We start from the raw sequence: 26,654 nt of genomic DNA, 5'->3' as shown, positions 1-26,654 counted from the left end.
TTGATTTTGATTTGCAAAATGAAGTATAGAGTTGATTTCTTAAGTTCTTGTTTGCTATCCTTTTTATGTTTAACACATACCTGCATTGCGCAATCAAGGGAAGATGTGCGGTTACCTCTGCACATCACCCAGACAAAAATTTACACGTCAATAAAAAAGTTTGTCCCCAAAGACTATTTGGTTCTTGACCAGGTAGATGGGGACCTTAATTCCGACGGATTGCCCGACAAAATCATTGTTCTTAAGCAAAAAAAAGAAGTAACAGAAGAGGAGAAAAGGCCTCTTTTGTTGTTGATAAAGCAAAAGGATGGGGCATTTAAAAAAGTTGCGGAAAATGATAATATCGTGTTATCTGCCGGCGATGGCGGCGTACATGGGGATCCTTATTATGGCATTAGCATAAAAAAAGGTTTTTTCTCGGTTGAACGCTTTGGTGGAAGCGGTTGGCGATGGAATCAGGTAATAACCTTTAAATACAATAGCAAGGTAAATAACTGGTATTTGTATAAAACAGGAAATGAATATTGGCACTATAGCGATACTAAAAAAGTAGAAGGAGAATACAGGACTCAAAAGGATTTTGGGGTAGTTTTATTTGCGGATTACATTAATGAACAAAGAGACGGTGATTAACTAAAAAGCCGGAAAACTCCAAAAAAAGTATAGCTAATTACGCTCCAACCAACCCCGCCATCTCATTCAAAAACAGCAAGGCCTGGTCAATGCTATGTACACCTTCAACGCTAAGGCGCAAAGTGTTTTTAACTTCTTTTAAATTGGTGCGGCGTGGGTTGCCTTGCACAAAAGCCAATACGTTATGGAAGGCCTCTGTTTCAAAATACGTTGATTGCTGGTCGGTTATAAAGTAGCCGCGTAATACATTCTTTTTTAAGGAGATCTTTTCAAATCCAATAGCTTTGCCCATCCATTGCAGGCGCATGGTATTCAGCAAATCATGTACCTGTGGCGGTATCGGCCCAAAACGATCATGCAACTGCTGCTGAAAGGCGGATAATTCAACTTCGGATTCCAGCTTGGATAGTTCGGTGTACAGGTTATATCGCTCGGCTATATTGGTTACGTATTCATCAGGAATTAATATCTCCTGGTCGGTATCTATTTGGGTAAAGGAAATGTACGGCCTTGGCTTATCATCGGGGAACACGCCTTTAAACTCATCATCCTTTAATTCCTGGATAGCTTCATCCAATATCTTGTGGTACATTTCAAAGCCTATTTCGGCAATAAAGCCACTTTGCTCGGCACCAAGCAGGTTTCCGCTGCCGCGGATGTCAAGATCGCGCATGGCTACGTTAAAGCCGCTGCCCAGGTCGCTAAACTCTTCAATGGCGCTCAGGCGCTTGCGGGCCTCGCTGGTGAGCGTTGACAATGGAGGGCTCAACAGGTAGCAATAGGCTTTTTTGTTGCTCCTGCCCACGCGTCCGCGCATTTGGTGCAGATCGCTCAGGCCAAACATGTGGGCGTAGTTAATGATGATGGTATTAGCGTTCGGAATATCCAGGCCGGCTTCAATAATAGTGGTGGCTACCAACACATCATATTCATGATTTACAAACTTCAGCATCACATCTTCCAGCGCATCGCCTTCTAACTGTCCGTGGGCAATCCCAATGCGGGCTTTTGGCACCAGTTTGCGGATCATTCCGCCCAGCTGCGGCAGATCGGCAACGCGGTTGTGAATAAAGAAGATCTGCCCGTCGCGCTCAATCTCAAACTCAACAGCCTCTTTTATAAGCTTATCATTAAACACATGCAGCTCGGTAACTACAGGCTGCCTGTTTGGCGGAGGCGTTGATATAATAGAAAGGTCGCGTGCACCCATCAGCGAGAAATGCAGCGTACGGGGTATAGGTGTAGCGGTAAGCGTAAGCGTATCTACATTGGCGCGCATTTGTTTCAGCTTCTCTTTGGTTGATACGCCAAACTTCTGCTCTTCGTCAATGATCATCAACCCCAGATCCTTAAACTTTACATCCTTACTCACCAGGCGGTGTGTGCCTATAATGATATCTACCTTGCCATCCTTCAGCTTATCTAAGGTATCCTTGATCTGTCTGCTGGTTTTAAACCGGTTGATGTAATCAATATTGGCCGGGAAGCCTTTTAGTCTATCGGTAAATGTTTTGTAATGCTGGGCTGCTAAAATAGTGGTAGGCACTAATATGGCTACCTGTTTGCTATCGGCAACGGCCTTAAATGCCGCGCGAATGGCAACCTCTGTTTTACCAAAGCCCACGTCGCCACATATCAGCCTATCCATAGGATGCGGCGATTCCATATCCTTTTTAAAATCGGCAGTAGCTTTTTCCTGGTCTGGGGTATCCTCATAAATGAAGGATGCTTCAAGTTCGGTTTGCAGGTAACTATCGGGCGAAAAGGCATTGCCATGCTGTGCTTTACGCAGCGCATAAAGCTTGATCAGATCGCGGGCGATGTCCTTAACTTTTTTTTTTGTAGTTTTTTTAAGTCTCTCCCAGGTATCGGTACCCAATTTGTTCATTTTGGGTACAGTACCCTCCTTACCGCTGTATTTGGAAATGCGGTTAAGCGAGTTGATGTTTACGTAAAGCAAATCGTTATCGGCATATATCAACCGGATCATTTCCTGTTGTTTGCCATTAACTTCCACTTTTTCCAGGCCGGCGTATTTGCCAATGCCATGGTCAATATGGGTTACGTAATCGCCGGGTTTAAGGTCGCGCAGTTCTTTCAGGGTGATAGCCTGCGAACGCTGGTAACCTTTTTTGAGCTTATATTTATAATAACGATCAAAAATCTGGTGGTCAGTATAGCAGGCCAGTTTTTGCTCCTGGTCCACAAACCCTTCCCTTATCGAAATGCTTACCGGGGTAAATTTTGCTGTTTTATCCAGGTCATCCAAAATGGCATAAAGCCTTTCTACCTGCCTGGAAGAGTCGGTAAGGATAAAGTTTTGAATTTTCTCCGTCTCGTTATTTTTAAAATTATGGATAAGCAGCGTAAAATCTTTATTAAAAGATGGCTGCGGACGCATATCAAAATTGATGGCTGCGCTTGGCTGATAAAAAAATTGTTTACCAAATTCAACAACCGGGAAATCATGCAGCTGATCGGCAATCAGTTTCTCGTCTGTAAAGCCAAATTTAGGGTCTATCCAATCCGGGTTCTGCGTTTTTTCATCAGCAGATAGCGCCTTCCACAAATTGGTTGCCTTTTTAAAACCGCTTTGGATAATATCCAGCGTAAACTGCACATCTTTTATCCAAATCTGCGTGCCTGCATCTACATATTCTAACAGGGAAATATTACTTTCTGTTAAAAATTTAGATTGCACATTGGGCACAATAGTGATGGTTTTTACCTGCTCAACAGATAGCTGGCTTTCAATCTCGAAGGTGCGGATAGATTCAATAAAATCGCCAAAGAACTCTACACGGTAGGGCAGGTTGTGCGAAAAAGAGAAAATATCAACAATGCCGCCTCTTACAGAAAACTGGCCTGGTTCGTAAACAAAGTCAACCCGGTCAAAATCGTATTCAATTAAAAACTCATTAATAAAATCGATACTTAGCTTATTGCTAACGGCAATTTCAAGTGTGTTTTTTTCAAGGGATGCCCGGTCTATCACCTTTTCGGCAAGTGCTTCGGGGTAGGTAACAATCAGCTGACCAAACTCAGACGAATGGTTAAGCTCATTCAATACTTCGGCACGGGCAAGCACGTTGCTGCTATCGGGCTGGGTAAATTCAAATGGCTTGCGGTATGATGAGGGGAAAAGTAACACCTCTTTACCGGTGAGGTTCTCCAGGTCGGCCTGGAAATAGCCGGCCTCTTCGCGTTCGGGCAATACAAACACCATGTGTTTGTGCTGTAAAAAATACAATGCTACCGCCATGGCCGCATCACTTGACCCGACTAAACCACGAAGTTGTACCCTTGGATTTTTGGAAGCATTAAGCGCGGTGGCCAATGCCTTAATCCGGTCATCAACTTTATATCTATCTAATATATCACGGATGTTCAAACTGCTGCAAATGTACGCAAAAAAGCCCTTTTTAATAAATCCTTATAAATTGTATAAATCAATGCAAACAATATGCAGATTTAATTACTTTTTAATTATAAATTCAAGGAATATTTCCTCGGAATTCGACCTAAATTTTCAACTAAAATTAAATCATCATGAAGAATGCAGTTTTATGGGGTGGCTTTATCGGCGTATTAAGTATTATCTGGATGTTTGTTTCGCATTCCATGGGGGTAACGCCGCTTAAGGATACCGTGGCCCCATTTGAATATTTTTCGGTCCTGATCCCTGCGGCCGGGTTGTTTATTGGCATCTGGAGCTATCGTAAAACCGATTGTAAAGGCCAGATGGGCTTTTTAGAAGCATTGATACAAAGCTTTAAGATACTAATTGCCGGGGGGGCAATAACCGTTTTTGGGGCTATATTGTATTTTAGCTACGTGTCAACAGACAATACCTTGCGTGACTTCTCGGGCCGCATATTCGGGGCATTGCTGGTTGGTGTATTATTGGCGTTTGCAGTATCTTTACTGTTCACCAATAAATCAAATAAAGTTGATTAAACAGCTTTTTTCAAAATACTTTGAGCTTGCTTTTTGGATAACCGCGATGTTGTGCCTGGCTTTTACTTCGCCGCAGGCCACATCGCATTTTACTTTATGCCCATTAAAATTATTGGGCGTAACCTGGTGCCCCGGCTGTGGCCTGGGGCATTCTATCATCTACCTGTGTCACGGGCAAATTAAAAACTCCCTTCATGCCCATTGGCTGGGCATACCTGCGGTACTGGTAATTTTTCACCGGATATATGTGTTAGGTAGCCTCCGCTTTTTTTCTTCAACGCAGAAAAAGTTCATCCGATAGCACAGGTTTTTATCTTGATTCCTGACGCTAATCTCTTGATTCTATTTTCACCGCCAAAACTCAGTATTTCACCGACTTGTTTCCCCCGCTAACCTATAAGGCGTAGGTGTTTATGGTGTGTAGGCATACCTTTATATCATAAAACAAACACAAACTTAATCTTTAACAAGATGGACTCTTACCCAAACCCATATATGATGTTCGACGGCGTAACTCCCGAAGAATTTGCCTTTTTACAACAGGCCACAGCATCACTGAATGAAAATCAGATAAAATATTTTATGAGCATTTACTACGGCAAACGCAGAAATCCCCAGGATTTAATGTTGGCTACCTTATTGGGTTTTGTAGGTGCAGCCGGCGTTCAACGTTTTCTTACCGATCAGATAGGTATGGGATTGCTATACTTTTTCACCGCCGGCTTTTGCTTTATCGGTACCATTGTTGATTTGATCAACTATAAAAACATCGCCAACGAATACAATCAAAAAATGGCTTTTGAAAGTTTCAACATCGTTAAAATGAGCAACTAAGATCCCCATCGAGGGCTTCAGTTTCAACTATATATACAATGAAAAAATCCACCTTCTGTTATGGGGTGGATTTTTTGTTTTTCAAAAAGGCCTATCAGAGCTTCGCGGGCTCGCCATGACAGGCCTTTTTGAAATTAATTTTCTTGATACTTACTTTTGACTCTTTTCTCTACTTTCCCATGGCTTTATCCCTTACCGCCTTAAATTCCGAACCGGGTTTCCAACCGGGGAAGGTAGTTTCGTTACCCAGTTTTGTACCTACCCTGAAAAGGATATCGGCTATCTGGGCCATGCCAGTAGCGTCCATATCGCTGCTGTAGTTATCTGCCTGCTGGTGATAGCGCAGCTCGCCATATTCTTTTTGCTTATCGGCACCGTAGCTTGCTCCCTGCGTTTTGCTGATACTGCCATTGTTGATATCAAGCGCGGGTACGCCAAGTTTGGCAAAGTTAAAATGATCTGAGCGGTAATAACTTCCAGAACCCGGTGTCCGGTCGCCAACTACGGTTAGCCCATCCTGTTTGGCAAAATCGGCTACATAATCTTCCAGGTCGTTTTGGCCTTTTCCGGTTATGGCAATATCTTTGGTTTCGCCATAGCTGCCCAGAGCATCCATATTGAGGTCGGCCACAGTTTTATTGAGTGGGTAAACCGGGTGGGTTGCGTAATATTCTGAACCCAGCAAGCCCTGTTCTTCGCCGGTCACGGCAAGAAAAACAATAGACCGCTGTGGCTTTTCCTTTGCGTTTTTAAATGCTTTGGCTACGGTTATGATAGCGGCAACACCGCTTGCATTATCAACCGCACCGTTGTAAATGCTGTCGCCTTTGGCATCCGGCTTGCCAACACCAAGGTGGTCCCAGTGGGCAGTATATAATATATATTCATTAGGCCTTGCGCTACCTTTTAGGGTGCCTATAACATTACGCGATGTGGAATATTTTAATTTATTGCTGATGCTTAAAGAAATATCCCGGTTTAAGGGGATGGCCTTAAATCCTTTTTGGCGGGCAATGGCGCGGATATCGCCGGTTACACCTGCATCTGCCAGGAGTTTTTTAGCGGCATCCTCGCTCATCCAGCCTTCTACCTTACAACGGGACATGTGCTTGTCGTTTTGCTGCAGGTAAAGTTTTGCACCTGTGAAACTGTTTTGAACTACCTTCCAGCCATAGCTTGCCGGGGCTGTTTGGTGCACAATGATCACACCGGCGGCTCCTTGCCGGGCGGCCTCCTCATATTTGTATGTCCAGCGGCCATAATAGGTCATGGTATCACCTTTGAAAAAGTCGGAATGGCCAGACTTAAATCCCGGATCATTAACCAGCACAATTACAGTTTTACCTTTTACATCTAATCCTGCGTAATCATTCCATCCATATTCTGGTGCAACAACACCATAGCCGGCAAATATCAATGGCGACTTTTTTAGTTCGAGCGCATTTACTTCCTGGCGGGTTGAAGCTACAAAATCAGTAGTGGCATGCAGGCTCATTGGTGTTTTGCCGCCGCTGATCTCCATGGTTTCTGAGGGTGTGCTGGTGATCTCTACCATCGGCACATCCTGAAAATAACTGCCATTATTGCCCGGCTCTAATCCGGCTTTTTTAAACTCAGAAGAGATGTATGCAACCGCCTTGTTTTCACCCTCGGTAAAGGGTTTGCGGCCCATTAATGAATCGGCTGCTAATACAGCAATTTGTGCTTTAATTTCATCGGGAGTTATCGCCTTTTCTGCTTCCTTAGTTTTGGTGTCCTGGCTGCAGCCTGTAAACAAAGCCCCGCCGGTTAGCAGTAAAAAACAAATATGTTTGATGTTCATGAGTGTTGTGTTTTTTCAAATGTAAGTAAATGGAGGCTCATTGTGCAACAGGCCAACTCATGGTTTGATGTTGTACTTTTTAACAATATCGGGGTAAACGTCTATCAAAGGGTTTGATTTTCCGTCGCGGTCAAATATCTGCTCCCAGGTACTTAATGGTTCCCAAATGAATGAACCAATACCCTTGCCGCCCGGAACGGTAAAGGCAATATCATTAACTTCTTTTTTTAGCTGGGTATACTCCGCAACCATAATCTGCTTGTTGTAACGTTTGGACAAATCGGCCATGTTGGCGTTCAGGTCATCGGGTGTACCGTGCCATTTGGGATAATAAGATAAGCCAATTACATCAAAGGGCAAATTACGCGCGGTCATATTATCCATAAAAAAGCGCGATTCGAGGCTTTGTCCGCCCAAAGCAATGTGCACCATAATTATGGTTTTTGGGCTAATTGCTTTAACTCCTTTTGTTCCCGCATAAATCAGCTGAGCCAAACTATCCAGGTTGTTGATCTGCCCATCGGGCCATATCATACCGTGGTTTATTTCGTTACCAACCTGTACCATATCGGGCGTGGTGCCCTGGTCCTTCAGTTGCTGCATCACCATGGTGGTGTAATCCTCAACAGATTTTTTAAGGGTTGTAAAATCCTGGCCAACCCATGCTGCTGGTTTGTTTTGCTGCTGCGGATCGGCCCAATAATCGCTGTAATGAAAATCGAGCAAGAGTTTCATGCCTGCGGCGTTAACCCGTTTGGCCATTTGTTTGGTATGTTCCAGGTCGCAAAAGCCTTTATTGGGTGAGTAGCCTTTGGGGCCGGCAGGGTCATTAAATATCCTCAAACGGATATAGTTAAAACCATGCTCCTTTAGTATCTGAATCGCATCCTTTTCAACTCCCTTATCACTGAACCTGACGCCTTTGGCTTCCAGTTCGGGCAAGAAAGATATATCAGCTCCTAATATTTTATCTTTTACCGTTTTGGCTATGTATTTGTCATTAGTGACTTTATGGGGCACGCCTGGCTGCACCGTATGGATCTCGGTTGAGCCCGCCCATAAGCTATCGGATTTTGCCTCAAATTTTATATGGCCAAGTGTGCGTCCGGCTATCACCTTAACCCAAAGCAGGCCGTTTTTTAAATTTGCCTGAGCTGCGGTATCAGCGATTTTAGCTGTCGCATCTTTTTTATCCAGGGTAGTGATTGCCGCAATATGGGCATCCCCCTGAACCGAAAACCGGATAAGATTGCCTGCCGTTTTTACTTCATTGCCTTTGCTATCAATTACTACCACCTTTATCATGACATCATCGGTGCCGTTGGCCAGCATGGTGGTTTTATAGGGAGTGATCTGAACTTCGGCCGGTTGACCAGCTGGCTTTACGGCTCTGCGACGCTGAGCGGAGGCTGTTGAAACAACAAGCAGCAGGGCTATTACGGTAATACAATTGAAGAAATGCTTTTGCATAGAAATATAGTTGATTGCCTAAAGGTAGCGGTTTTATTGTGCGCCTTACAATTGAGAGAGGTAGCATGAACAACATCGCCGAATTTTTACAATTCAAATAACGGATGATCCAAGGCAAGCAATTGGTGGTTTTTTAGTCTTTTTCCGTTGGATGGGGGCGGGGGAAACTGTTTTTTAAATGGGGCCTGCTCAGTAAAATTATTCGCCATGCTATTTCTGCACTTAGCAATGCGGTTATAGCAAAACCTGCCGCTGTTAACGCTTTTGGCGTGGAAGAAAGCGCGCCACCCAATGCCACACCATAAACTATAAAAGGTAACAAAAGCACAAGGCAGAGGCCCGTTATGCTTAATGGGATACGGAAAGGCCTTTTTTTATCCGGCTCCTTTATACGTAGCTGTACCAGGGCGATGTACTCTAATGACAAACCAGCGCCATAAACGGTAACATCTATAATGAGCAGATCGGCAAAGGTCCAAAGAATCATGAAGCTTACCACCAATGAACAAATAATGATGGATACATAGGGTGTTTTGAAGCGTTTGTGCAGCTTGTTAAGGCCGGCTGGCAGTAAATGATCCTCGGCCATTACCTGGGGCACGCGTGATACTGATAATAATACCGCTGCATAAATACCCAGCGTACTCGCCATGCCTCCAATGGCAATTGCCACGCCAAGCCACTTCCCGGCAATAAGCACACCTAAAGCAGGGAAACCATTGTTTGTTAAAGTATCGTGATTGATGCCCGATTGCTGGGCTATCCAGGTGATAAAAAAGTAAACAACAATAACCAGGGCAAAGGCGATAAACATAGATACCAGGTAGGAGCGCACCGGTTTTTCAACCTCCTCGGCGTAGGTGGTAATGTTATCCCATCCCAGGCAATTCCACATTACAGTGTACAAAGCCATACCAAACGATGGAAATGTGAGCCCCTTTAATGATGGGGCAGGGATGGTTAATGGCCCCGAGTGGTGGTGGATTGCCAAAACAATTAAAATTAGCACGGGGGCCAATACTACAGCGCTTAAAAACAGGCTTACTTTTCCAACGGGCACTATACCCAGTATATTTAACCCTGCTGATGCCCAGATGATGAGCAGGCAAACCGGTACCTGGTACTGCAGTAAAACCGGGTAAAAAAATGAAGCGTATTGTACAAAAAGTACGGGGTATATGGCCAGATCCACAAAAGTGTAAAGCCAGGTCCACCATCCCTCGTAAAACCCCCAGCGCGTGCCTAATGCATATTTTACCCACTTATAATAGCCGCCAGTTACCGGCATCATGCTGTTGAGTTCCAATACGGTGAAAATGGCGGGCACATCCCATAAAAGAGGGGTGAGCAGCAGTATGACCAATGCGGCGTGGTCGCCGGCATAAGTTAAAAGCGGCTCCAAACCATAAGGCCCGCCGGATACGGTGAAGAAGATAACAGCAACAAGCTGTACAGGCCTTATCTTTCTTAATGCAGCGGGTGATGGCATAAGGTATAAAAATATAACTTAAGCGGTAATTATTGAAGTTTTGTAAATTTTATTTAAAATGGGCTGAGCCGGAAGCCCTTCAACGCCCTATTCTAGCAATGGCGTTTCGCGAAATTTTGCCTATTATACTGGAAGGGGCATGCCATTTAAAAGATTTGTCATCCTGAACGATAGTGAAGGATCTAATCGCAGACTTTACAGGGCGAAGAAGCACGGCGAACAGCAGATCCTTCACTATCGTTCAGGATGACAAAAGGTTTTACCCCGGCGGATACTATTATTAGTCTTCTAAATAAACGTCCAATAAACCCTCAGGTAAATCGATGTAGATTTCTCCGGCATCGATATCAATTCCTTTAATTATTTCTAAATTAAGCGGGAACAGAACTTCTTTGTTTTTGTATTGAACAGTAGCTATCAACTGCTGCGGATATTCCTGTACCTGGATGATCTCGCCCAGTTCGCCATGAGTTTCATCAATGGCAATAAAACCTTCCACATCATTCAGGGTGAACTCTGCTTTTTTCTTTTTTGGTTTCAGCTTATTGGGTAAGTATATATCCCTTTTTACCATCAGGGCAGCTTTTTCAATGGTATCCACATCCTCCAAATACAAATAAGCATTGCTTTTTTGAAGGTATTTAATGGATTGCACAAAATAAGGAATCATTTTGCCCGCCATATCAATAAAAACGGCATCAAACTTAATGGCATCAAGGTTGTCAAAATCTACATAGATCTGCATTTCACCTTTCAGTCCTTTGGTTTTTAATATACTGCCAACCCTGAAACAATCTTCGGTCTTCATAAAAAAAATCGTTATTAAACAATAATGGCGAAGAACCTATTGTGAGGTTGCTTCGCCATTGTAGAGAATCAAGATGTAAGAATCAAAATCGAAGCTTTGCAGCTATATTGATTCCCGATTCTTATTTCTTGCTTCTTTAATGAATTATTCTGCGCTTTCAGCATCAGCAGCCGGAGCTTCTTCGTCAGCCGGAGCTTCAACTTCTTCGGCAACAGGAGCATTTTTAGCAGCAATTGCAGCAGCTTTTTCTTCCTTCTTTTTAGCCTCAGCAGCCAAAGCAGCTTGACGTGCTTCGTCTTTTGCAGATGTTAAGCTGGTTTTTTTACCGGTGATTTTTCCTTCTTTCAGATCAGTCCACTCAGCAAATTTTGCAGCAGCTTGTTCTTCAGTTAAAGCACCTTTTTTTACACCACCTTCTAAGTGTTTTTTGTACAGTACACCTTTGTATGAAAGGATAGCACGACAAGTATCAGTAGGCTGGGCACCTGTGTTAACCCACTCTAAAGTTTTGTCGAAATTAATGTCGATAGTTGCAGGGTTGGTGTTTGGGTTGTATGAACCTAAACGCTCAATAAAACGACCGTCGCGAGGAGCGCGGGCATCTGCTACTACGATGTAGTAAAAAGGTTTTCCTTTTTTACCGTGTCTTTGCAGTCTGATCTTAGTTGCCATTTCTTTATTTTATGTATTCAACATGTCCCCGGAGTTCTTTCTGCGGGGATGCAAAGGTATAAATTATTCTTAACAATTTAAAAGCCTTACAATTAATTATTATTTGGGTTTTGTTTCAATAAAAAAAATTGCAATTTGAGCCGCATGAGCATCATCAGGAAACCACGTATCGCAATTGATATGGACGAGGTATTGGCAGATACCATTGATAAATTTATCGAACTATATAAAGAGCGCCATCAAACAGAAGTATTGCTGACCGATATGCATGGCAAGGAATTTGGAGAAACATTGCCGCCGCATCTTATTAGTTCTGTAAGAGAGTATGTTAACGAAAAGGGTTTTTTTCGGGACCTGAAAGTGATGCCGGGCAGCCAGGAAGTGGTGAAAGCCCTTATGGAAAAATATGATGTGTTTATAGCATCGGCGGCTATGGAGTTTAAATATTCGCTTGAGGATAAACATGAGTGGCTGGAAGAGCATTTTCCATTTATATCATGGACCAATATTATTTTTTGCGGCCATAAAGTACTGGATGTGGATATCATGATTGATGACCGGATAAAAAACTTTGTTACTTTTAAGGGGCGAAAGCTGCTGTATACATCACCGCACAACTTATTGGTAGATGGTTTTGAAAGGGTTAATAACTGGGAGGAAGTTGCCGCTAAATTATTAAATGTGTAGCGTTTAGCCGTTTTATCTTTATATGGTATAGCGGGTTGTTTGATTGTGGATAATACTTTTACAGGACAACATAGACATGCCGACCGGATCAAAAAAGAAACGGGCTCTGTTATAATCAGGGCCCGTTTCTTTTTAAGTTACATTGATAGAATTTCCACCAACTTTAACAGGTTGGGGTTAATGTCTACATGGTGTTTAATGGCGTGTTCAAAAGGAGTGTAGGCAATTTCGTTGTGGATTATGCCAATCATTTCGTTGCGATGACCATCTCTTAATGCTTCAACGGCGGCAGCACCTACGCGGCTTGCCAATACTCTATCCATACAGCTTGGTGCACCACCGCGTTGGATGTGACCCAATATGGATATGCGGGTGTCATAATTCGGGAATCGTTCCTGCACCAGGCGACCAACTTCAAATGCGCCACCGGCTTCTTCACCTTCGGCAACTATTACTATCCTGGAGGTTTTATCTTTACGGCCGTTTTGGAGGCGGTTAAATAAACCTTCCATGCCGCCCTTGCTTTCCGGAATCAAAATAGCTTCTGCACCGGCTGCGATACCTGTACGTAAAGCAATAAGCCCCGAGTCGCGGCCCATTACTTCAATAATGAATAATCTATCGTGTGATTCTGCTGTATCCCGAATCTTATCCACAGCTTCAACAACTGTATTAATAGCTGTATCATAACCTATGGTAAAATCGGTACCCATTAAATCATTATCGATGGTGCCGGGCAGGCCAATGATAGGTATATCGTACTCTGCTCCAAATACTTTGGCGCCGGTGAATGTACCATCGCCGCCAATACCTATGAGGGCATCAACATTATGTTTTTTTAACTGTTCAAAGGCTTGTTGACGGCCTTCGGCCGATCTGAAGTTATCGCAGCGTGCGGTTTTTAAAATAGTACCCCCGCGTTGTATGATGTTTGAAACCGATTTGCGGTTCATAGGTATAAAATCGCCCCTGGTCATTCCTTCATAACCACGACGGATGCCTGTAACATCAATACCATAATATATAGCTGTACGTACAACCGCCCTGATGGCAGCGTTCATCCCCGGGGAGTCTCCACCTGAAGTATAAAGTCCGATATTTTTAATCTGCGTCATTTTTTATCCTGATATGGTTGGCTTAACCCTACCTTAAAAAATTGAATAATTTAATTAGTGTTGTTAAAAACTTGCCGGTATATAAAAAACGCGGCAAACTTTTAAAAGTTGCCGCGAATTTACACTTAATTTTTATATGCCGTGTTACTTTTTGTAAGCCGCGATGCCGCTATCTAAAAATTTAAGATACCTATCTATGTGGTAATCGGCGTTATAATGTGGTAAAGCTGTTCCGTTTTTATCAGCCATTTCCTTGCCATCGCTATCAAGAATTACATATAACGGCTGCGAATTTGAGTTGAAGCGACTTGCTTCCAATTCGCTCCATTTGTCGCCAATGGAAGTTATCTTTTTAAAATTGTAAGTTGATGTATACTGATCTTTAATATCTAAAGCTGCTTTATCATCTACCACAAGTTGTAAAAGGATAAAGTCGTTCTGTAGCTTTTTAAATACTACCGGGTCCGACCATACGTTGGCTTCCATATTGCGGCAATTAACGCAGGCAAAGCCCGTAAAATCAATCAATATTGGCTTGTGCAACTCTTTTGAAACCTGTAGTGCCTGGTCATAATCATACCATGGCGCCAGGCCTTTTATTGCAAGGGCCGAATAGTTTGCCGCGTATTTTCGTTCTTTACCGTCTTGGTTTGCTGTTGTTGCAGTAGCGCCGCCCCCCGGTATTGGCGAAAGATCAAAGTCTTGTGTGCCTATTGGTGGTAAAAAGGCCCCGATAGATTTGAGCGGAGCACCCCACAACCCCGGAATCATATAAACAACGAATGCAAATGCAATTATTGATAAAAATAACCTTGGGATAGATAGATACGGTGTATCACTATCATGCGAAAATCTAATTTTGCCCAACAGGTAAAGCCCTATCATTAAACCAATAACTATCCAAAGGGATAAAAACACTTCCCTGTCAAACCAATGCCAATGATAGGCCAGGTCAACGTTCGATAAGAATTTTAGAGCGAAAGCGAGTTCAAGAAATCCTAAAACAACCTTCACGCTATTAAGCCAGCCGCCAGATTTTGGCAGGCTTTTAAGTGCAGATGGAAATAAAGCAAATATTGTAAATGGCAAGGCCAACGCGAGCGAAAACCCAAACATTCCCATTGCGGGTCCAAGCCTGTCGCCTTTTGAAGCTGCATCAACCAGTAAAGTACCAATTATTGGCCCGGTACATGAAAATGAAACCACCACCAGGGTTGATGCCATGAAGAAGATACCGGTAAGGCCCCCTTTGTCAGAATTTTCATCCAGCTTGTTGGCTAATGAGCTGGGTAGCGTAATTTCAAACGCGCCCAGAAATGATATCCCAAATACAATGAGCAGCAGGAAGAAAAAGATATTAAATATACCGTTAGTAGCCAGTTCATTAAGTGCACTTGACCCAAAAATGATAGAGATCAGTAAGCCAAGCGTTACATAAATTACAATGATAGATACCCCATAAATAAGTGACTGCATGATGGCCTTGCTTCGGCTGCCGCTCTTTTTGGTAAAAAAGCTTACAGTTAATGGCAACAGCGGGTAAATGCAGGGCAGGATAACCGCGGTAAAGCCGCCGATAAGCCCCTCAATAAATATCTGCCAAAGTGTTTTGGCTTTCTCGGGCTTTGGCGCGTCATGCTTAACAACGGGTTTGGCAGCTACCACCTTGGCGGCAGAGTCGGCCGCTTTTTTCCTGATAGCGATACTATCGGCGGCGGTTGGTATATTGGTAAACTGGATATCGCCGGTTGATACTGTTGTATCCTTGCCTCCTTTTTGAGCTGCATAAACAGGCTTTGGAGCGTTTATGCCAAATATAATGAGTAAGGTTACTACAGCTATAGATGTAGGCAACCAGTTGATCTTGCTAAATATTTTCATTGATGTACCAGGGGGAAGTGTTTATTTGCCTAATGGGATGGTAAAGTCAACATCTTCTGGTGGCAGGCATTTTTTATCGTTACAGGTCATGTATGTTAGTTTGCCTGTTACATTGGTTGCCGCAGCCGATTTAAGGCTGATTTTTTGCTGAAAAACAACTTCTTTTTCAAAATAGCTAACATTCATGTTGAAAGCTTTCTCAAACTTAGATATAGGAGTTGGTTCGGCGGTTTTGCCGTTTGTGGCGTAAAGCTTTGATGGGGCAAACTCAAAAGAGGTTTTTATAGGGCCGCCATCGCCAACATTAAGGGAGTAAATATGCCAGCCCGGTTGTATAGTCGCTTTTAAAAATACAATAGCCTCTTTGCTATTTAGTTTTTTAGCAGCATATGACCACCTTACCGGCGATTCAATCTGTGCATAGGCTCCGGCGCAAATAACCAGCGCCACAATCATCAACAATAATTTTTTCATTTATTACTTATTTAAAAATTCAATTTGTTTTAAACTAAACTCATGTTGGCCGCTATTATTTTCAACAACAAGCAAACCCTCATCTTTTACATTAATAATGGTCCCTTTAAAAACCTCACCGTTTGACCGAAAATCCTTTGCCTCGTTTAACCAGTATAGTCGGTTTAAATAGGTGTTCCTTACAAAAGAAAACTTACCGGCCTTTAAGTTAAGGTAGTAAGCCTCAATGTGACCGCAAATTTCAGATAATAAAGCTCGTAAATCATAATCTTTATGTAAGATTTGTTTTACAGAAATAGCATTACCGGCCCCGGGTTCAAAACTTTCCTGGTTTATGTTGAGGCCAATGCCAATTATGGCACTTTTTATTTTGTCGCTTTGCAAGTTAGTTTCTATTAAAATACCGCCAAGCTTACGGTCTTCATAATAAATGTCGTTTGGCCATTTTATTTTTAATTTATCGCCAAGCATCGGTTTAAGGGCCTCATAAACGCCAAGGCTTACTACGCGTGTAAGGTCAAACTGCTTAGAAACGGGTAAAAATGAGGGCGTTAGCAATATGCTGAACGTAAGGTTTTTGCCGGGCTCGCTGTGCCATTTGTTTTGCTGCTGGCCCCGGCCTGCATATTGGCTTTCTGCCATAATGACCGTACCTTCGGGCAATGGCTTGGAATTTGACAGTAATGTTTTAAGGAAAGTGTTGGTTGAATCAACTTCTTTAATTGTTACCAAATTTTGACCAACAAATAATCCCGAAAATATGTTATTTTGCAAAGTGTAATAATTTTTAACCCAAAAACGTTCAAAACTAATTCTTTTTGATGGTAAAAAATAAAAAGGTAAATCAATCAACCTATATTTCTGAATTGGCTATACATGGTATACAGGAAAAAAAGGGAAATGAAATAGTAAGGTTAGACCTTCGTAACTTAAATAGTTCGGTAACAGATTACTTTGTAGTTTGCCATGCCGACTCAACCACACAGGTTAAAGCTATAGCGAATAGCGTTGAAGACGAAATTTTTAAAGCTACCCAACAAGAGCCATGGCGCAAGGAAGGGCTGGAATATGGCGAATGGATACTGCTTGACTATGTGGATGTTGTGGTTCACATTTTCAGAACCGACAAGCGCGAGTTTTATGGCGTTGAGGAATTATGGGGGGATGCAGAAATTAAATATTACAAAAGCGCTTAATTGCTGGTCACATAAAGGCCCGTGGAAGCGTCATGCTAATAATTATGTATTTTAAATTATAGATATTAAGTTTGGCTCGTAACAAAGAAATGAAAGATAATAAAGATAATAAATCAGAAAGTCCGAAACCGATAAGGAAGATTCTAAATAAAAAAACAACTCCTAAACCACCTAAGTTTAACATTATGTGGATTTATGGTATTATTGTTTTGGCGTTCCTGTTGGCGTCTACCTTGTTAGGCGGAGATAATGGTGCGCGAATCACCTATCAGGATTTTGAAACTAACATGCTGAAGCAGCATGATGTTGACAGAATAATTGCGTACAAAAGCGGTGATTTAATAATTGCCGAGGTTTATATTAAGAAGGAAAGCCTGAGTAAACAGCGTTATGTTTCTGATAGTGGAAAACAACAGCATTTATTTAGCGCTTCAAACAATGGTCCTCAGTATACTTTTACTGATGATTCATACGAGAGCTTAAAAAAATCTATTGCCGCTGTAGAAAGCACAGATCCTACAGCTCCCAAAATTTCGGTTGAGCTTCAACAGGGTCGCGAAAGCCTTTTATCTAACTGGTTAGTACAGGGAGTTATTATGGTGATCTTGTTTGCCGCTGTTTGGATATTCATTATGCGCCGTATGTCTGGTGGTTCAGGCGGTGGCCCGGGCGGACAAATTTTCAACATCGGTAAATCAAAAGCTACCCTGTTTGATAAAGAAGCTCAGGTTTCGGTTACGTTTAACGATGTTGCCGGTCTTGAGGAAGCCAAACAAGAGGTAATGGAGATTGTAGATTTCCTGAAAAACCCTAAAAAATATACCAATCTGGGTGGTAAAATACCTAAAGGCGCATTGCTGGTAGGCTCACCTGGTACAGGTAAAACCTTATTGGCTAAAGCTGTGGCTGGTGAAGCGCAGGTGCCATTCTTCTCCCTTTCGGGTTCAGATTTTGTGGAGATGTTTGTAGGGGTGGGTGCATCACGTGTTCGTGATTTATTCCGCCAGGCTAAAGATAAAGCCCCTTGTATCATATTTATTGATGAGATTGATGCCATTGGCCGTGCCCGTGGTAAAAACAATATTGTTGGTGGTAATGATGAGCGCGAAAATACATTGAACCAGTTATTGGTGGAGATGGATGGTTTCGGTACCGATTCTGGTATAATTATTCTTGCTGCAACCAACCGTCCGGATGTATTGGATTCTGCATTATTGCGCCCGGGACGTTTTGACAGGCAGGTATCAATTGATAAACCGGATTTGATAGGCCGTGAGCAGATCTTTAAGGTTCACTTGAAGCCTATTAAGCTTAATGAGGGTGTTGATGCTAAAAAATTATCAGCACAAACACCAGGTTTTGCCGGCGCCGAAATTGCCAATGTTTGTAACGAGGCTGCCCTGATTGCCGCCCGTAAAAATAAAGAATCGGTAGATATGACCGATTTCCAGGATGCCATTGACCGTGTGATTGGTGGTTTGGAGAAAAAGAACAAAATTATATCGCCCGAAGAAAAACGTATTGTGGCTTACCACGAAGCAGGCCATGCTATTGCAGGCTGGTTCCTGGAGCATGCCGATCCGTTGGTTAAAGTATCTATAGTGCCAAGGGGTGTAGCAGCATTGGGTTATGCTCAATATCTGCCAAAAGAGCAGTTTTTGTACACTACCGAGCAATTGTTAGATGAAATGAGTGTTTCTATGGGTGGCCGGGTTGCTGAAGACATCGTTTTTGGAAAAATTTCGACCGGAGCCTTGAGCGATTTGGAACGTATTACCAAGCTTGCTTATGCCATGACTAAAATTTATGGTATGAATGGCAATGTAGGTAACGTGTCCTTCTATGATCCGCAGGGAGAGTACCAGTTTAATAAACCATATTCAGATACAACTGCTGAAATGATTGACAACGAAGTACGTAAACTGGTTGATGAGGTTTATCAAAAAACCAAAGGATTGTTGAACGAAAAACGCGAAGGTTTAGAAAAAATAGCTCAGAAACTGTTAGAAAAAGAGGTATTATTCCAAAGTGATCTGGAAGAGATATTAGGAAAACGCCCATTTGACGAACGAACCACTTATGATAAATTTGTAAATGGTGAAGCTGCTATGAATCCTGATGTTGATAACAACGCTATCCCTGAAACGGTAACCAATCCTGAGTTATCAAGGATTGACGGGCAGGATCCAAAAGTTTAATAAAAACAACATTATAAAAAAGCCATCAGCCAAGCTGGTGGCTTTCCTTTTTTTACTATGAGGGATATCACCACATCAAAAGAAAAACTGCTTAAAAAGATCCGGAAGGCACTGCTGGAAAAAAGGGACAATCCGTACCCTCAACTGGAAGACCTGCCACTTTACGCAAACGATGAGGAGATACCCGAAGTTGTTTTTGCAGAGCAATTTACTGCTGTTAACGGGCAGTTTATTTTTTGCGAAGATGAAATGCAATTCATAGAAACACTGCTTACCCTGGCCGAAGAAAGAAACTGGCGTAAAATATATTGCTGGGAGCCCGGCTTACAGGAAATACTCACCCGTTTTGAATATCCGTTTTACGAAACCGACAAAGATTTTGACCAGGCCGACGTTGGCTTTACCTTTTGCGAAGCTTTAATAGCACGTAACGGGAGTATTTTGCTATCAAACGGTAATATGGCCGGCAGGCGGTTAAGCATCTATCCTCCTGTACATATTGTGCTGGCTTACACATCACAAATGGTAATGGATATTAAAGACGGGTTTAAGCTTCTTAAAAGTAAATATGGTAATCAATTGCCATCCATGATCAGCAACGTGACGGGTCCAAGCCGCACAGCCGATATTGAGAAAACTCTGGTACTTGGCGCACATGGCCCAAAAGAGTTGTTTGTGTTTTTATTGGATGATTCTCAGGAAGGGTAAACCCAGCGGCTTAAGGTCTATTTAAATTCACTAAGCTAAATCAACTCATCGAGTTTACATTCCTCCAATACAATCCGGTTACTTTTCTTTTTATCATCGTACTCCCATTTTATTAATCTTATAAAACCGTCTGCTATCTCGATGCCGGTTATATCCCCATCATCAAAACAACAGCAGCCGCTGTTAAAATAATAAGGTTTATAGGCGCTAAAATCGGGTACTACATCGCCTTTTAAATTCCTGTTGGTTATTTGTTTTTCAATTTCGGCAACTGCAGCTGTGTGGTTTGTTTTTTTTGCCCTTGCCATTTCATCATATAACCTTTCAAGGTGAGTGAGGGATTTGAAAACCGGCTGGTGAGTATGGCCGGTAATGAGCAGGGTGTTATTTCGCTCTGCAGCCCATTCATACATGATCCGGTTGTGATCTGTTTTTAGCTGATCATTATTGGCCGGTGTATTGAGGTTGATTTTTAGATAGGCCTGGAATGGGGCCCAGATGTCTGATACAAACAACCAGTTGCCGTCACTTTGCAAATCGCCCTGGTGGCCGTGGGTAAGGTATATATTTAGCGGTTTTTCATTTACACTGGTTTGTAATATTGCACCCTCATAAATTTTTACCAGCTGTCCGTATACTTGCAGCAAGCCAACTCCGGCCAGTGGGTCGTTACCCCAATAAAGGTCATGATTGCCAAATATTTTGAGGAAAGCATTGCGGTTTATAAAGTGCTTTTCGCTTTCAAAAGTAGCTTTGTTATGCTTTTTTATGGTGATGAAAAGGTTTTCCCAAAGCTCTTCACTATCGCCCAGGTTAATATAAAAGAATTGTTGTTCCTCGTAATAGTTGAGCGCTGTAAGATAATTTTTCTCGGCAAGGGCAAAAATATCCATGTCGTCGCGCGCGCCTTTATGCTGATCGGAAAAGATGATAAATTTATCTTTAAGGGAATCAAAGGGAATTACCAGCCCTTTTTTTCCTGGTTTGGTAATGATGTTTTTATATAGGCGGCTTAAGGCCTTGTCAACCCGTTTCTTATCGGGTCTTGACGATAGTCTGTCGGCAAGTTTGGCTACAGGTTGGGTTAATAGTTTTTGCAAAAATTTGCGCATGGATTTTTAACAGAAGATAAAACTTTTTGTGTTATAATTGAGTAAAAGTGCGTGGTCATTTTTTTAACTAATCCCAATTAAATATGAAGACTATTGATTTAACTATTGCGAAACAAATGGTAGAACGGTATGAAACTGCCCGGAAAAAACTGATTGATGGTACCTATAGCATTAATGATACCAAATCTATCTGGTTTGATGTTGCAGCCTTTAAAGATTTTGTGAATAATCTGCCGGCAGAAACAACAGGTGTAAGGGTTTACCTGGCTGCTTATGATGAAAAACAAACTAAAGCACCCAGCCAAACAACCGTAGTTTTTATCGGAACTGTAAATAACGGAAGTGGTGATACAGATGCTATTTTAGATAGTAGTGTACTTACCACAGGATTAGAAGCTGTGAACCTAGGAAAGGAATGCCCTCCTATTTGCCCTTGATTTGGTAACTAATTAAATTTTAACATTTAATATTGATGACAATTTTAAAAAAGTGTTTAAGGATGAACTATTTTAGCATTTATATTTAAAAGGCCATCAATATTGAATGTTATATCATATTTATCTTATATCCTTACCCATAACTTTTATTGTTTGCTTATACGCTTATAAACAGCTTGCCGGCAATTTTAAATGGTTTCTTCCTTATTTTGCATTTGTAATTGTTTATGAATTGGCCAATTTTTTTAACTGGCTTATGATTAAGCATAGCAATGCGTGGTGTAATAATTTATGGGGAATGGTAGAGTTTGTGCTCTTTGCTAATTTTCTCAGCTCTCTTGATAATAGGGTATCATATAAAAAAAAGGTACATATACTTATTGCTGTTATACTACTGCTTTCATTTACTGATATTTTTTTTATTCAGGGATTTTGGAAAAGATGTACGGTCGCTGTCGTATTGCAGGACATGTTTATTTTATCATTGATTTGCAATTATTACTACAACTTGTTTGAAGAGGCCCGGGAGCACTTGGTGCTTTTAAGGCATCCGCCGTTTTTGGTTACTACAGGGTTGCTTTTTTATTTTCTTTCAACTGTTTTTTATTATTCATGCTTTAGTTATATGGTATTTAAAAACAACTATCATTTTTATATTTTGGCAAGTAGTATTGCTGGGATTTCAAACCTGTTGCTCAACTCACTTTTGATTTATGCTTTTTTATGTTTTTCGAAAACTGAGAGGCTATCTTTATAATAATTGTAGACACCCCGTAACATGTTTTTGCAACCTGATTTTTCTAAAAAAACAGAGCGATTGGATAAAAAATTTTAGCATTTATATTTAAAAGGTCATCAATGTTGACATTATACTACATCTACCTTATTTCATTACCGATAACATTTGCTTTTAGCCTGTACGCTTACAAAAAAATGGACAGCAATTTTAAATGGTTTGTTCCATTTTTTGCATTTGTAATTGTTTATGAATTTGCGAATCTGTTAAACTGGCTGATGATTAATCATACCAATTCCTGGTGCAGTAACATCGAAGAAATAATAGAGTTTATCCTTTATACTTATTTAATGACGTCGCTTGTAAAAAGAGTATTGTATAAAAAAAAAGTATACACACTTGCTACTATCGTAATACTGCTTTCCTTGATTGATATGGCATTTATTCAGGGAATTTGGAGGTTGAATACCATGGCAATTGTATTGCAGGCTTTATTTATTTTAAGTTTAATTTGTATTTACTATTACAATTTGTTGGAAGAGGCAGAGGAGGGTTTGGTTCTTCTAAAGCATCCACCGTTTTTAGTTGCTACAGGCTTGCTTTTTTATTTTCTTTCAAAGAGTGTTTTTATGTCATGCTTTAGCTTTATGATTTATAAAAACAATTATCATTTTTATATTCTGGCGGCCACCATTCCAGGGCTTTCAAACTTGTTGCTCAACTCACTTTTAATTTACGCCTTTTTATGCTTTTCAAAGACAAAGAAGTCAGCGGCACTGTCCCAATATTAGCTTTTGCGTAATAGTATTTATATTTAAAAGGTCATCAATGCTGACATTATACTACATCTACCTTATATCCTTGCCGATAACATTTGCTTTTAGCTTGTACGCTTACAAAAAAATGGACAGCAATTTTAAATGGTTTGTACCCTATTTTGGGTGTGTAAGTGTTTATGAATTTGCGAATCTGTTTAACTTGCTGATGATTAATCATACCGACTCCTGGTGCGCTAACATCATGGAATTAATAGATTTTATTCTTTTTACTTATTTAATGACGTCACTTGCAAAAAGAGCATCTTATAAAAAAAAAGTATATCTATTTGCTGGTATTGTAATACTCTTTTCCTTTATTGATATGTTTTTTGTTCAGGGAATGTGGAAGTTGAATACAATTGCAATGGTATTACAGGCCCTGTTTATTTTAACCTTAATTTACAACTATTATCACGATTTGTTGAAAGAAGCAACGGAGGGTTTAGTACTTTTAAAGCACCCGCCGTTTTTAGTTGTTACGGGCTTGCTTTTTTATTTTCTTTCAAAGAGTCTTTTTTATTCTTGTTATAGCTACATGGTATATAAAAACAATTATCATTTTTACATGCTGGCGGCAACTATTCCAGGGCTTTCAAACTTGTTGCTCAACTCAATTTTAATTTACGCCTTTTTATGCTTTTCAAAGACGAAGAAGTTATCCTTATAATAATTGCAGGTACTGCATTATTGTTATTATTAGGTTTTTTTATGGTTGGTTTTTTATTGATGTTTCAAAAAAAACAGAATAAAAACGCACTTGAAAAAGCCGAGTTAAAATCCTCTTTTAAGCAGGAACTGCTAAAAACCCGCCTGGAGATACAGGAAGAAACATTGAACTATGTAAGCCGGGAAATGCATGATAATATCACCCAGGTTTTATCGTTCGTAAAACTTAACCTTGGCCTGTTGGGCAATAAGCTGGATGGGGTGGAGAAGGTAAGTTTGAATGATAACCGGGAACTTATTTCACAAACCATTACCGATCTGCGTAATCTGTCAAAAAGTTTAAGTTTTGAGCACATCAGCGCATTGGGTCTGGTAAAAACATTGGAGATGGAGGCCATCCGTGTTAACAAAAGCGGGCTTATCCATATGGATGTAATAGTGGAGGGAGAAGTGTACAGCCTGGGCGAGCAACGGGAGCTGGTTTTGTTCAGAATATTCCAGGAAGCTCTAAATAACGTGTTGAAACATGCAGACGCAGCAAACATTAAAATTGGTTTGTATTATAATACACAAATGTTTAATTTAACCATCGAAGATGATGGTGTTGGTTTCCAACCCGAATTGCTTAGTGACAAGAGCGGATCTGGATTGCGTAACATGACAAACAGGGCGGGTTTAATTGGTGCTGAGGCTGTTATAAACAGCTCGCCCAAAAAAGGCTGTTCTATTAAGCTATCGTTAAACCCCCAGGTACAAGAAATTTATGCTAACGGAACCCATTCAAATAGCCCTGGTTGACGATCATCGCCTTTTTAGGAGTGGCATGGCGGCGCTGATAGGTAGCTTTAATGGTTATAATATACTGTTTGAGGCCGCGCACGGCAAGGAGCTGATAGACAATATTGCCGGTGGACATATCCCGGATATTGTTTTGCTCGATATCAATATGCCCGTGATGGACGGAATATCAACTGCGCAATGGCTTAAAAAATATCATCCCTCTATCAGGGTAATCATTTTATCGATGTTTGAGGATGCCGAGAAGGTGCTTACGATGGTAAGGGCCGGTGTAAAGGGCTACCTTTTAAAAGATTCTGAACCCGATGAGTTTGAAAGGGCATTAACTAAAGTTGCAGAAGGCGATCTGTATTATCCTGATTTTGTTACCAAGCACCTGCTTCATAATTTTAATTCTGATAAGGCCGCGCAAGTAAAACTGAACCCGCGCGAAATTGAGTTTTTACGGCTCACCAGTACGGAGCTTACCTACAAGGAAATTGCAGATACCATGTGCATCAGCGTGCGTACTGTTGATAGTTACCGCGACCAGCTGTTTGAAAAACTACAAATAAAGAGCCGTGTAGGCCTGGTTTTGTACAGCATAAAAAACAAGCTGGTTGATTTGTAATTTGCTAAATTAATTAGCAAATTTGCCATATGGCACAAGAGGATGGCTCTGGCTTTTTCAAAGGCAGGGGCGCGCAGGTTAATACGCAAAATAAGTTTCTGAAAAATAAATATGTGGCCGACCATATTGAAGGGATCGACGAGCCCTTGCTTGAAAATAGCTCAACCCAGCTTTTTGAAGAAACACCCAAAAAGATAGTAAGCGAATCTAACAGTCCGGATCTAAGCCACATGTACTCCTTAAATCCTTACCAGGGTTGTGAGCATGGCTGCATTTATTGTTACGCCCGTAATAGCCATGAATACTATGGTTTTAGCGCCGGTTTGGATTTTGAGCGGAAGATAATCATCAAGCGCAATGCCCCCGAATTGCTTGAGCAATATTTTAATAAAAAGAACTATAAGCCGGTATGTATCATGCTATCTGGCAATACGGATTGTTATCAGCCTGTTGAACGTAAATTGCAGATAACACGGCAGCTTCTGGAGGTGTTTTTGCAATATAAAAACCCCGTAAGTATCATCACCAAAAACAATGTAATTCTGCGCGATCTTGATATTCTTACAGAACTTGCCGCGATGAACCTGGTGCATGTAAATATTTCTATAACATCACTAAATGAACAGCTTCGGCAAAAATTAGAACCGCGTACTATAACGGCCACCGGGCGATTGGCTGTTGTGCAGAAACTCTCAGAAAATGGCATCCCCGTGAGGGTTATGGCAGCCCCGATAATTCCCGGATTGAATAGTAATGAAGTGCCTAACATCATTAAGGCTGCTGCCGATAGGGGAGCATTAGCTGCAGGCTTTACCATTGTGCGCCTCAATGGAAGTATCGCCGAGATATTTAGCGACTGGATTTACAAAGCCTTTCCTGATAAAGCAGAGAAGGTGCTCAACATGATTCGCGAGTGTCACGACGGGCAGCTAAATGATAGCGATTTTGGGCGTAGAATGAGCGGCGGGGGTAAGGTGGCAGAATCTATCCACCAGATGTTTAGAATGGCCTGTAATCGCTTTATGGCGGGCAGGGAGATGCCAGAATATGATTACAGCTTATTTGTGCCGAAGAAGGGAAAGCAGATCAGTATGTTTTGAGAATGGCGGGCTATGTCGCCTAAAATGAAGTATGTATTTTTTTCTTGATGGCGTATAAATCTAACAGAACTCCAATCCCCACCCCAACTGTATAACATAGCAGATCGCTCCATAAAAAACCTTCGCCTAAAACCAGCTTGCCAAAAATGGTATGCCGCAATTCGTTTATCCAGGGTGCTTTATAAAGCTGGCTAAATTCTATGGCGTAGCAAAACAGCAAGCTTGCTATGATGATAAATTTTAATTCCTTATTGATGAACAGGAAGCGCACGATAAAATAAACCATCAGCGCCCAAAGGATATCACCAATAAACAGAGGGATAGATTCAAAATGCCGGGAAAGCAGCCCAATGATTATGGTAGCTATAGTGAGGATAAAATAGGTTAGCCTTAACTTACTCATGAAAATTTGCTTCACAAAAAAAGGCACCGT

General features: G+C 41.4%; 25 protein-coding genes. 13 read left to right on the top strand and 12 right to left on the bottom strand.

Annotated features, from left to right (window positions below; translation table 11 throughout):
- Positions 1-18: 18 nt before the first annotated feature.
- Positions 19-633 (top strand): hypothetical protein, encoded by a 615-nt coding sequence (locus tag AC1DYB_RS10345; protein WP_477434652.1) that lies wholly within the window; start codon positions 19-21, stop codon positions 631-633.
- Between the two features lie 37 nt (positions 634-670).
- Here AC1DYB_RS10345 and mfd read toward each other — a convergent pair whose 3' ends face one another.
- Positions 671-4,024 carry a transcription-repair coupling factor gene (gene mfd, locus AC1DYB_RS10340; protein ID WP_295721050.1) on the bottom strand — a complete coding sequence of 1,118 codons (3,354 nt, stop codon included), beginning with the start codon at positions 4,022-4,024 and terminating at the stop codon, positions 671-673.
- A gap of 158 nt (positions 4,025-4,182) precedes the next feature.
- Here mfd and AC1DYB_RS10335 point away from each other — a divergent pair, with 158 nt between their 5' ends.
- The 3 genes from AC1DYB_RS10335 to AC1DYB_RS10325 all read left to right on the top strand — a co-directional run bounded on the left by AC1DYB_RS10335 (position 4,183) and on the right by AC1DYB_RS10325 (position 5,424).
- Complete coding sequence (locus AC1DYB_RS10335) at positions 4,183-4,590, top strand: DUF4199 domain-containing protein (protein WP_295721051.1); 408 nt, start codon at positions 4,183-4,185, stop codon at positions 4,588-4,590.
- The gene (locus AC1DYB_RS10330) at positions 4,583-4,891 is read left to right on the top strand and encodes a DUF2752 domain-containing protein (protein ID WP_477434649.1); all 309 of its coding nucleotides are present in this window, start codon (positions 4,583-4,585) and stop codon (positions 4,889-4,891) included. Before AC1DYB_RS10335 ends, AC1DYB_RS10330 begins: the two co-directional genes overlap by 8 nt.
- Before the next feature lie 170 nt (positions 4,892-5,061).
- Entirely contained in the window at positions 5,062-5,424 is a 363-nt protein-coding gene (locus AC1DYB_RS10325) for a TM2 domain-containing protein (RefSeq protein WP_295721052.1), read from the top strand.
- Between the two features lie 169 nt (positions 5,425-5,593).
- Here AC1DYB_RS10325 and AC1DYB_RS10320 read toward each other — a convergent pair whose 3' ends face one another.
- The 5 genes from AC1DYB_RS10320 to AC1DYB_RS10300 form a co-directional block, all read right to left on the bottom strand.
- Positions 5,594-7,246, bottom strand: a complete 1,653-nt coding sequence (locus AC1DYB_RS10320; protein ID WP_477434647.1) for a M28 family metallopeptidase — start codon at positions 7,244-7,246, stop codon at positions 5,594-5,596.
- Positions 7,247-7,303: 57 nt separating this feature from the next.
- Complete coding sequence (locus AC1DYB_RS10315; protein WP_477434645.1) at positions 7,304-8,716, bottom strand: glycosyl hydrolase 53 family protein; 1,413 nt, start codon at positions 8,714-8,716, stop codon at positions 7,304-7,306.
- 133 nt (positions 8,717-8,849) lie between these two features.
- Complete coding sequence (locus AC1DYB_RS10310; protein ID WP_477434643.1) at positions 8,850-10,205, bottom strand: APC family permease; 1,356 nt, start codon at positions 10,203-10,205, stop codon at positions 8,850-8,852.
- 280 nt (positions 10,206-10,485) lie between these two features.
- A complete protein-coding gene (rimM, locus tag AC1DYB_RS10305) occupies positions 10,486-11,013 on the bottom strand; it encodes a ribosome maturation factor RimM (RefSeq protein ID WP_477434641.1) in 528 nt (175 codons plus the stop codon).
- A gap of 144 nt (positions 11,014-11,157) precedes the next feature.
- The gene (locus AC1DYB_RS10300) at positions 11,158-11,685 is read right to left on the bottom strand and encodes a 30S ribosomal protein S16 (protein WP_477434639.1); all 528 of its coding nucleotides are present in this window, start codon (positions 11,683-11,685) and stop codon (positions 11,158-11,160) included.
- 144 nt (positions 11,686-11,829) lie between these two features.
- Here AC1DYB_RS10300 and AC1DYB_RS10295 point away from each other — a divergent pair, with 144 nt between their 5' ends.
- Positions 11,830-12,372 (top strand): 5' nucleotidase, NT5C type, encoded by a 543-nt coding sequence (locus AC1DYB_RS10295; RefSeq protein WP_477434637.1) that lies wholly within the window; start codon positions 11,830-11,832, stop codon positions 12,370-12,372.
- A gap of 137 nt (positions 12,373-12,509) precedes the next feature.
- Here AC1DYB_RS10295 and pfkA read toward each other — a convergent pair whose 3' ends face one another.
- The 4 genes from pfkA to AC1DYB_RS10275 form a co-directional block, all read right to left on the bottom strand.
- Positions 12,510-13,487 carry a 6-phosphofructokinase gene (gene pfkA, locus AC1DYB_RS10290; protein ID WP_295721059.1) on the bottom strand — a complete coding sequence of 326 codons (978 nt, stop codon included), beginning with the start codon at positions 13,485-13,487 and terminating at the stop codon, positions 12,510-12,512.
- A gap of 144 nt (positions 13,488-13,631) precedes the next feature.
- Positions 13,632-15,368, bottom strand: coding sequence for a protein-disulfide reductase DsbD family protein (locus AC1DYB_RS10285; protein WP_477434634.1), 1,737 nt, complete (start codon positions 15,366-15,368; stop codon positions 13,632-13,634).
- Positions 15,369-15,389: 21 nt separating this feature from the next.
- Positions 15,390-15,842, bottom strand: coding sequence for a protein-disulfide reductase DsbD N-terminal domain-containing protein (locus AC1DYB_RS10280; protein ID WP_295721061.1), 453 nt, complete (start codon positions 15,840-15,842; stop codon positions 15,390-15,392).
- A 3-nt stretch (positions 15,843-15,845) separates the two neighbouring features.
- Positions 15,846-16,616, bottom strand: coding sequence for a biotin--[acetyl-CoA-carboxylase] ligase (locus AC1DYB_RS10275; RefSeq protein WP_477434632.1), 771 nt, complete (start codon positions 16,614-16,616; stop codon positions 15,846-15,848).
- A gap of 47 nt (positions 16,617-16,663) precedes the next feature.
- On the opposite strand from AC1DYB_RS10275, the gene rsfS reads away from it, so the two are divergent.
- From rsfS to AC1DYB_RS10260, 3 genes are all read left to right on the top strand, one after another.
- On the top strand, positions 16,664-17,038 hold the full coding sequence (rsfS, locus tag AC1DYB_RS10270) for a ribosome silencing factor (RefSeq protein ID WP_477390869.1): 375 nt from the start codon (positions 16,664-16,666) through the stop codon (positions 17,036-17,038).
- Between the two features lie 89 nt (positions 17,039-17,127).
- Positions 17,128-19,236 carry an ATP-dependent zinc metalloprotease FtsH gene (gene ftsH / locus AC1DYB_RS10265; RefSeq protein ID WP_477390867.1) on the top strand — a complete coding sequence of 703 codons (2,109 nt, stop codon included), beginning with the start codon at positions 17,128-17,130 and terminating at the stop codon, positions 19,234-19,236.
- A gap of 57 nt (positions 19,237-19,293) precedes the next feature.
- Positions 19,294-19,944: a LutC/YkgG family protein gene (locus AC1DYB_RS10260; protein ID WP_295721065.1), complete on the top strand. Its 651-nt coding sequence runs from the start codon at positions 19,294-19,296 to the stop codon at positions 19,942-19,944.
- Between the two features lie 35 nt (positions 19,945-19,979).
- Here the strand turns inward: AC1DYB_RS10260 and AC1DYB_RS10255 are convergent, their stop codons facing one another.
- Positions 19,980-21,056, bottom strand: a complete 1,077-nt coding sequence (locus AC1DYB_RS10255; RefSeq protein WP_477434630.1) for a metallophosphoesterase — start codon at positions 21,054-21,056, stop codon at positions 19,980-19,982.
- Between the two features lie 83 nt (positions 21,057-21,139).
- Between AC1DYB_RS10255 and AC1DYB_RS10250 the strand changes: the two genes are divergently transcribed.
- From AC1DYB_RS10250 to AC1DYB_RS10230, 5 genes are all read left to right on the top strand, one after another.
- A complete protein-coding gene (locus tag AC1DYB_RS10250; protein ID WP_477434628.1) occupies positions 21,140-21,493 on the top strand; it encodes a hypothetical protein in 354 nt (117 codons plus the stop codon).
- Positions 21,494-22,579: 1,086 nt separating this feature from the next.
- Positions 22,580-23,020: a hypothetical protein gene (locus AC1DYB_RS10245; RefSeq protein ID WP_477434626.1), complete on the top strand. Its 441-nt coding sequence runs from the start codon at positions 22,580-22,582 to the stop codon at positions 23,018-23,020.
- A 660-nt stretch (positions 23,021-23,680) separates the two neighbouring features.
- Positions 23,681-24,511 carry a sensor histidine kinase gene (locus AC1DYB_RS10240; RefSeq protein ID WP_477434624.1) on the top strand — a complete coding sequence of 277 codons (831 nt, stop codon included), beginning with the start codon at positions 23,681-23,683 and terminating at the stop codon, positions 24,509-24,511.
- Positions 24,477-25,121 carry a response regulator transcription factor gene (locus AC1DYB_RS10235; protein ID WP_295721071.1) on the top strand — a complete coding sequence of 215 codons (645 nt, stop codon included), beginning with the start codon at positions 24,477-24,479 and terminating at the stop codon, positions 25,119-25,121. The genes AC1DYB_RS10240 and AC1DYB_RS10235 overlap by 35 nt, the downstream gene beginning before the upstream one ends.
- A 29-nt stretch (positions 25,122-25,150) precedes the next feature.
- Entirely contained in the window at positions 25,151-26,221 is a 1,071-nt protein-coding gene (locus AC1DYB_RS10230) for a PA0069 family radical SAM protein (RefSeq protein ID WP_295721072.1), read from the top strand.
- A gap of 19 nt (positions 26,222-26,240) precedes the next feature.
- Here the strand turns inward: AC1DYB_RS10230 and AC1DYB_RS10225 are convergent, their stop codons facing one another.
- Entirely contained in the window at positions 26,241-26,624 is a 384-nt protein-coding gene (locus AC1DYB_RS10225) for a ribosomal maturation YjgA family protein (RefSeq protein ID WP_477434621.1), read from the bottom strand.
- Between the last annotated feature and the right edge of the window lie 30 nt (positions 26,625-26,654).

The organism is Mucilaginibacter sp. P2_A4, from assembly GCF_056405015.1.
Note: the sequence above shows the minus strand (reverse complement) of the source record. Positions and strands in the feature narration are given on the sequence as shown.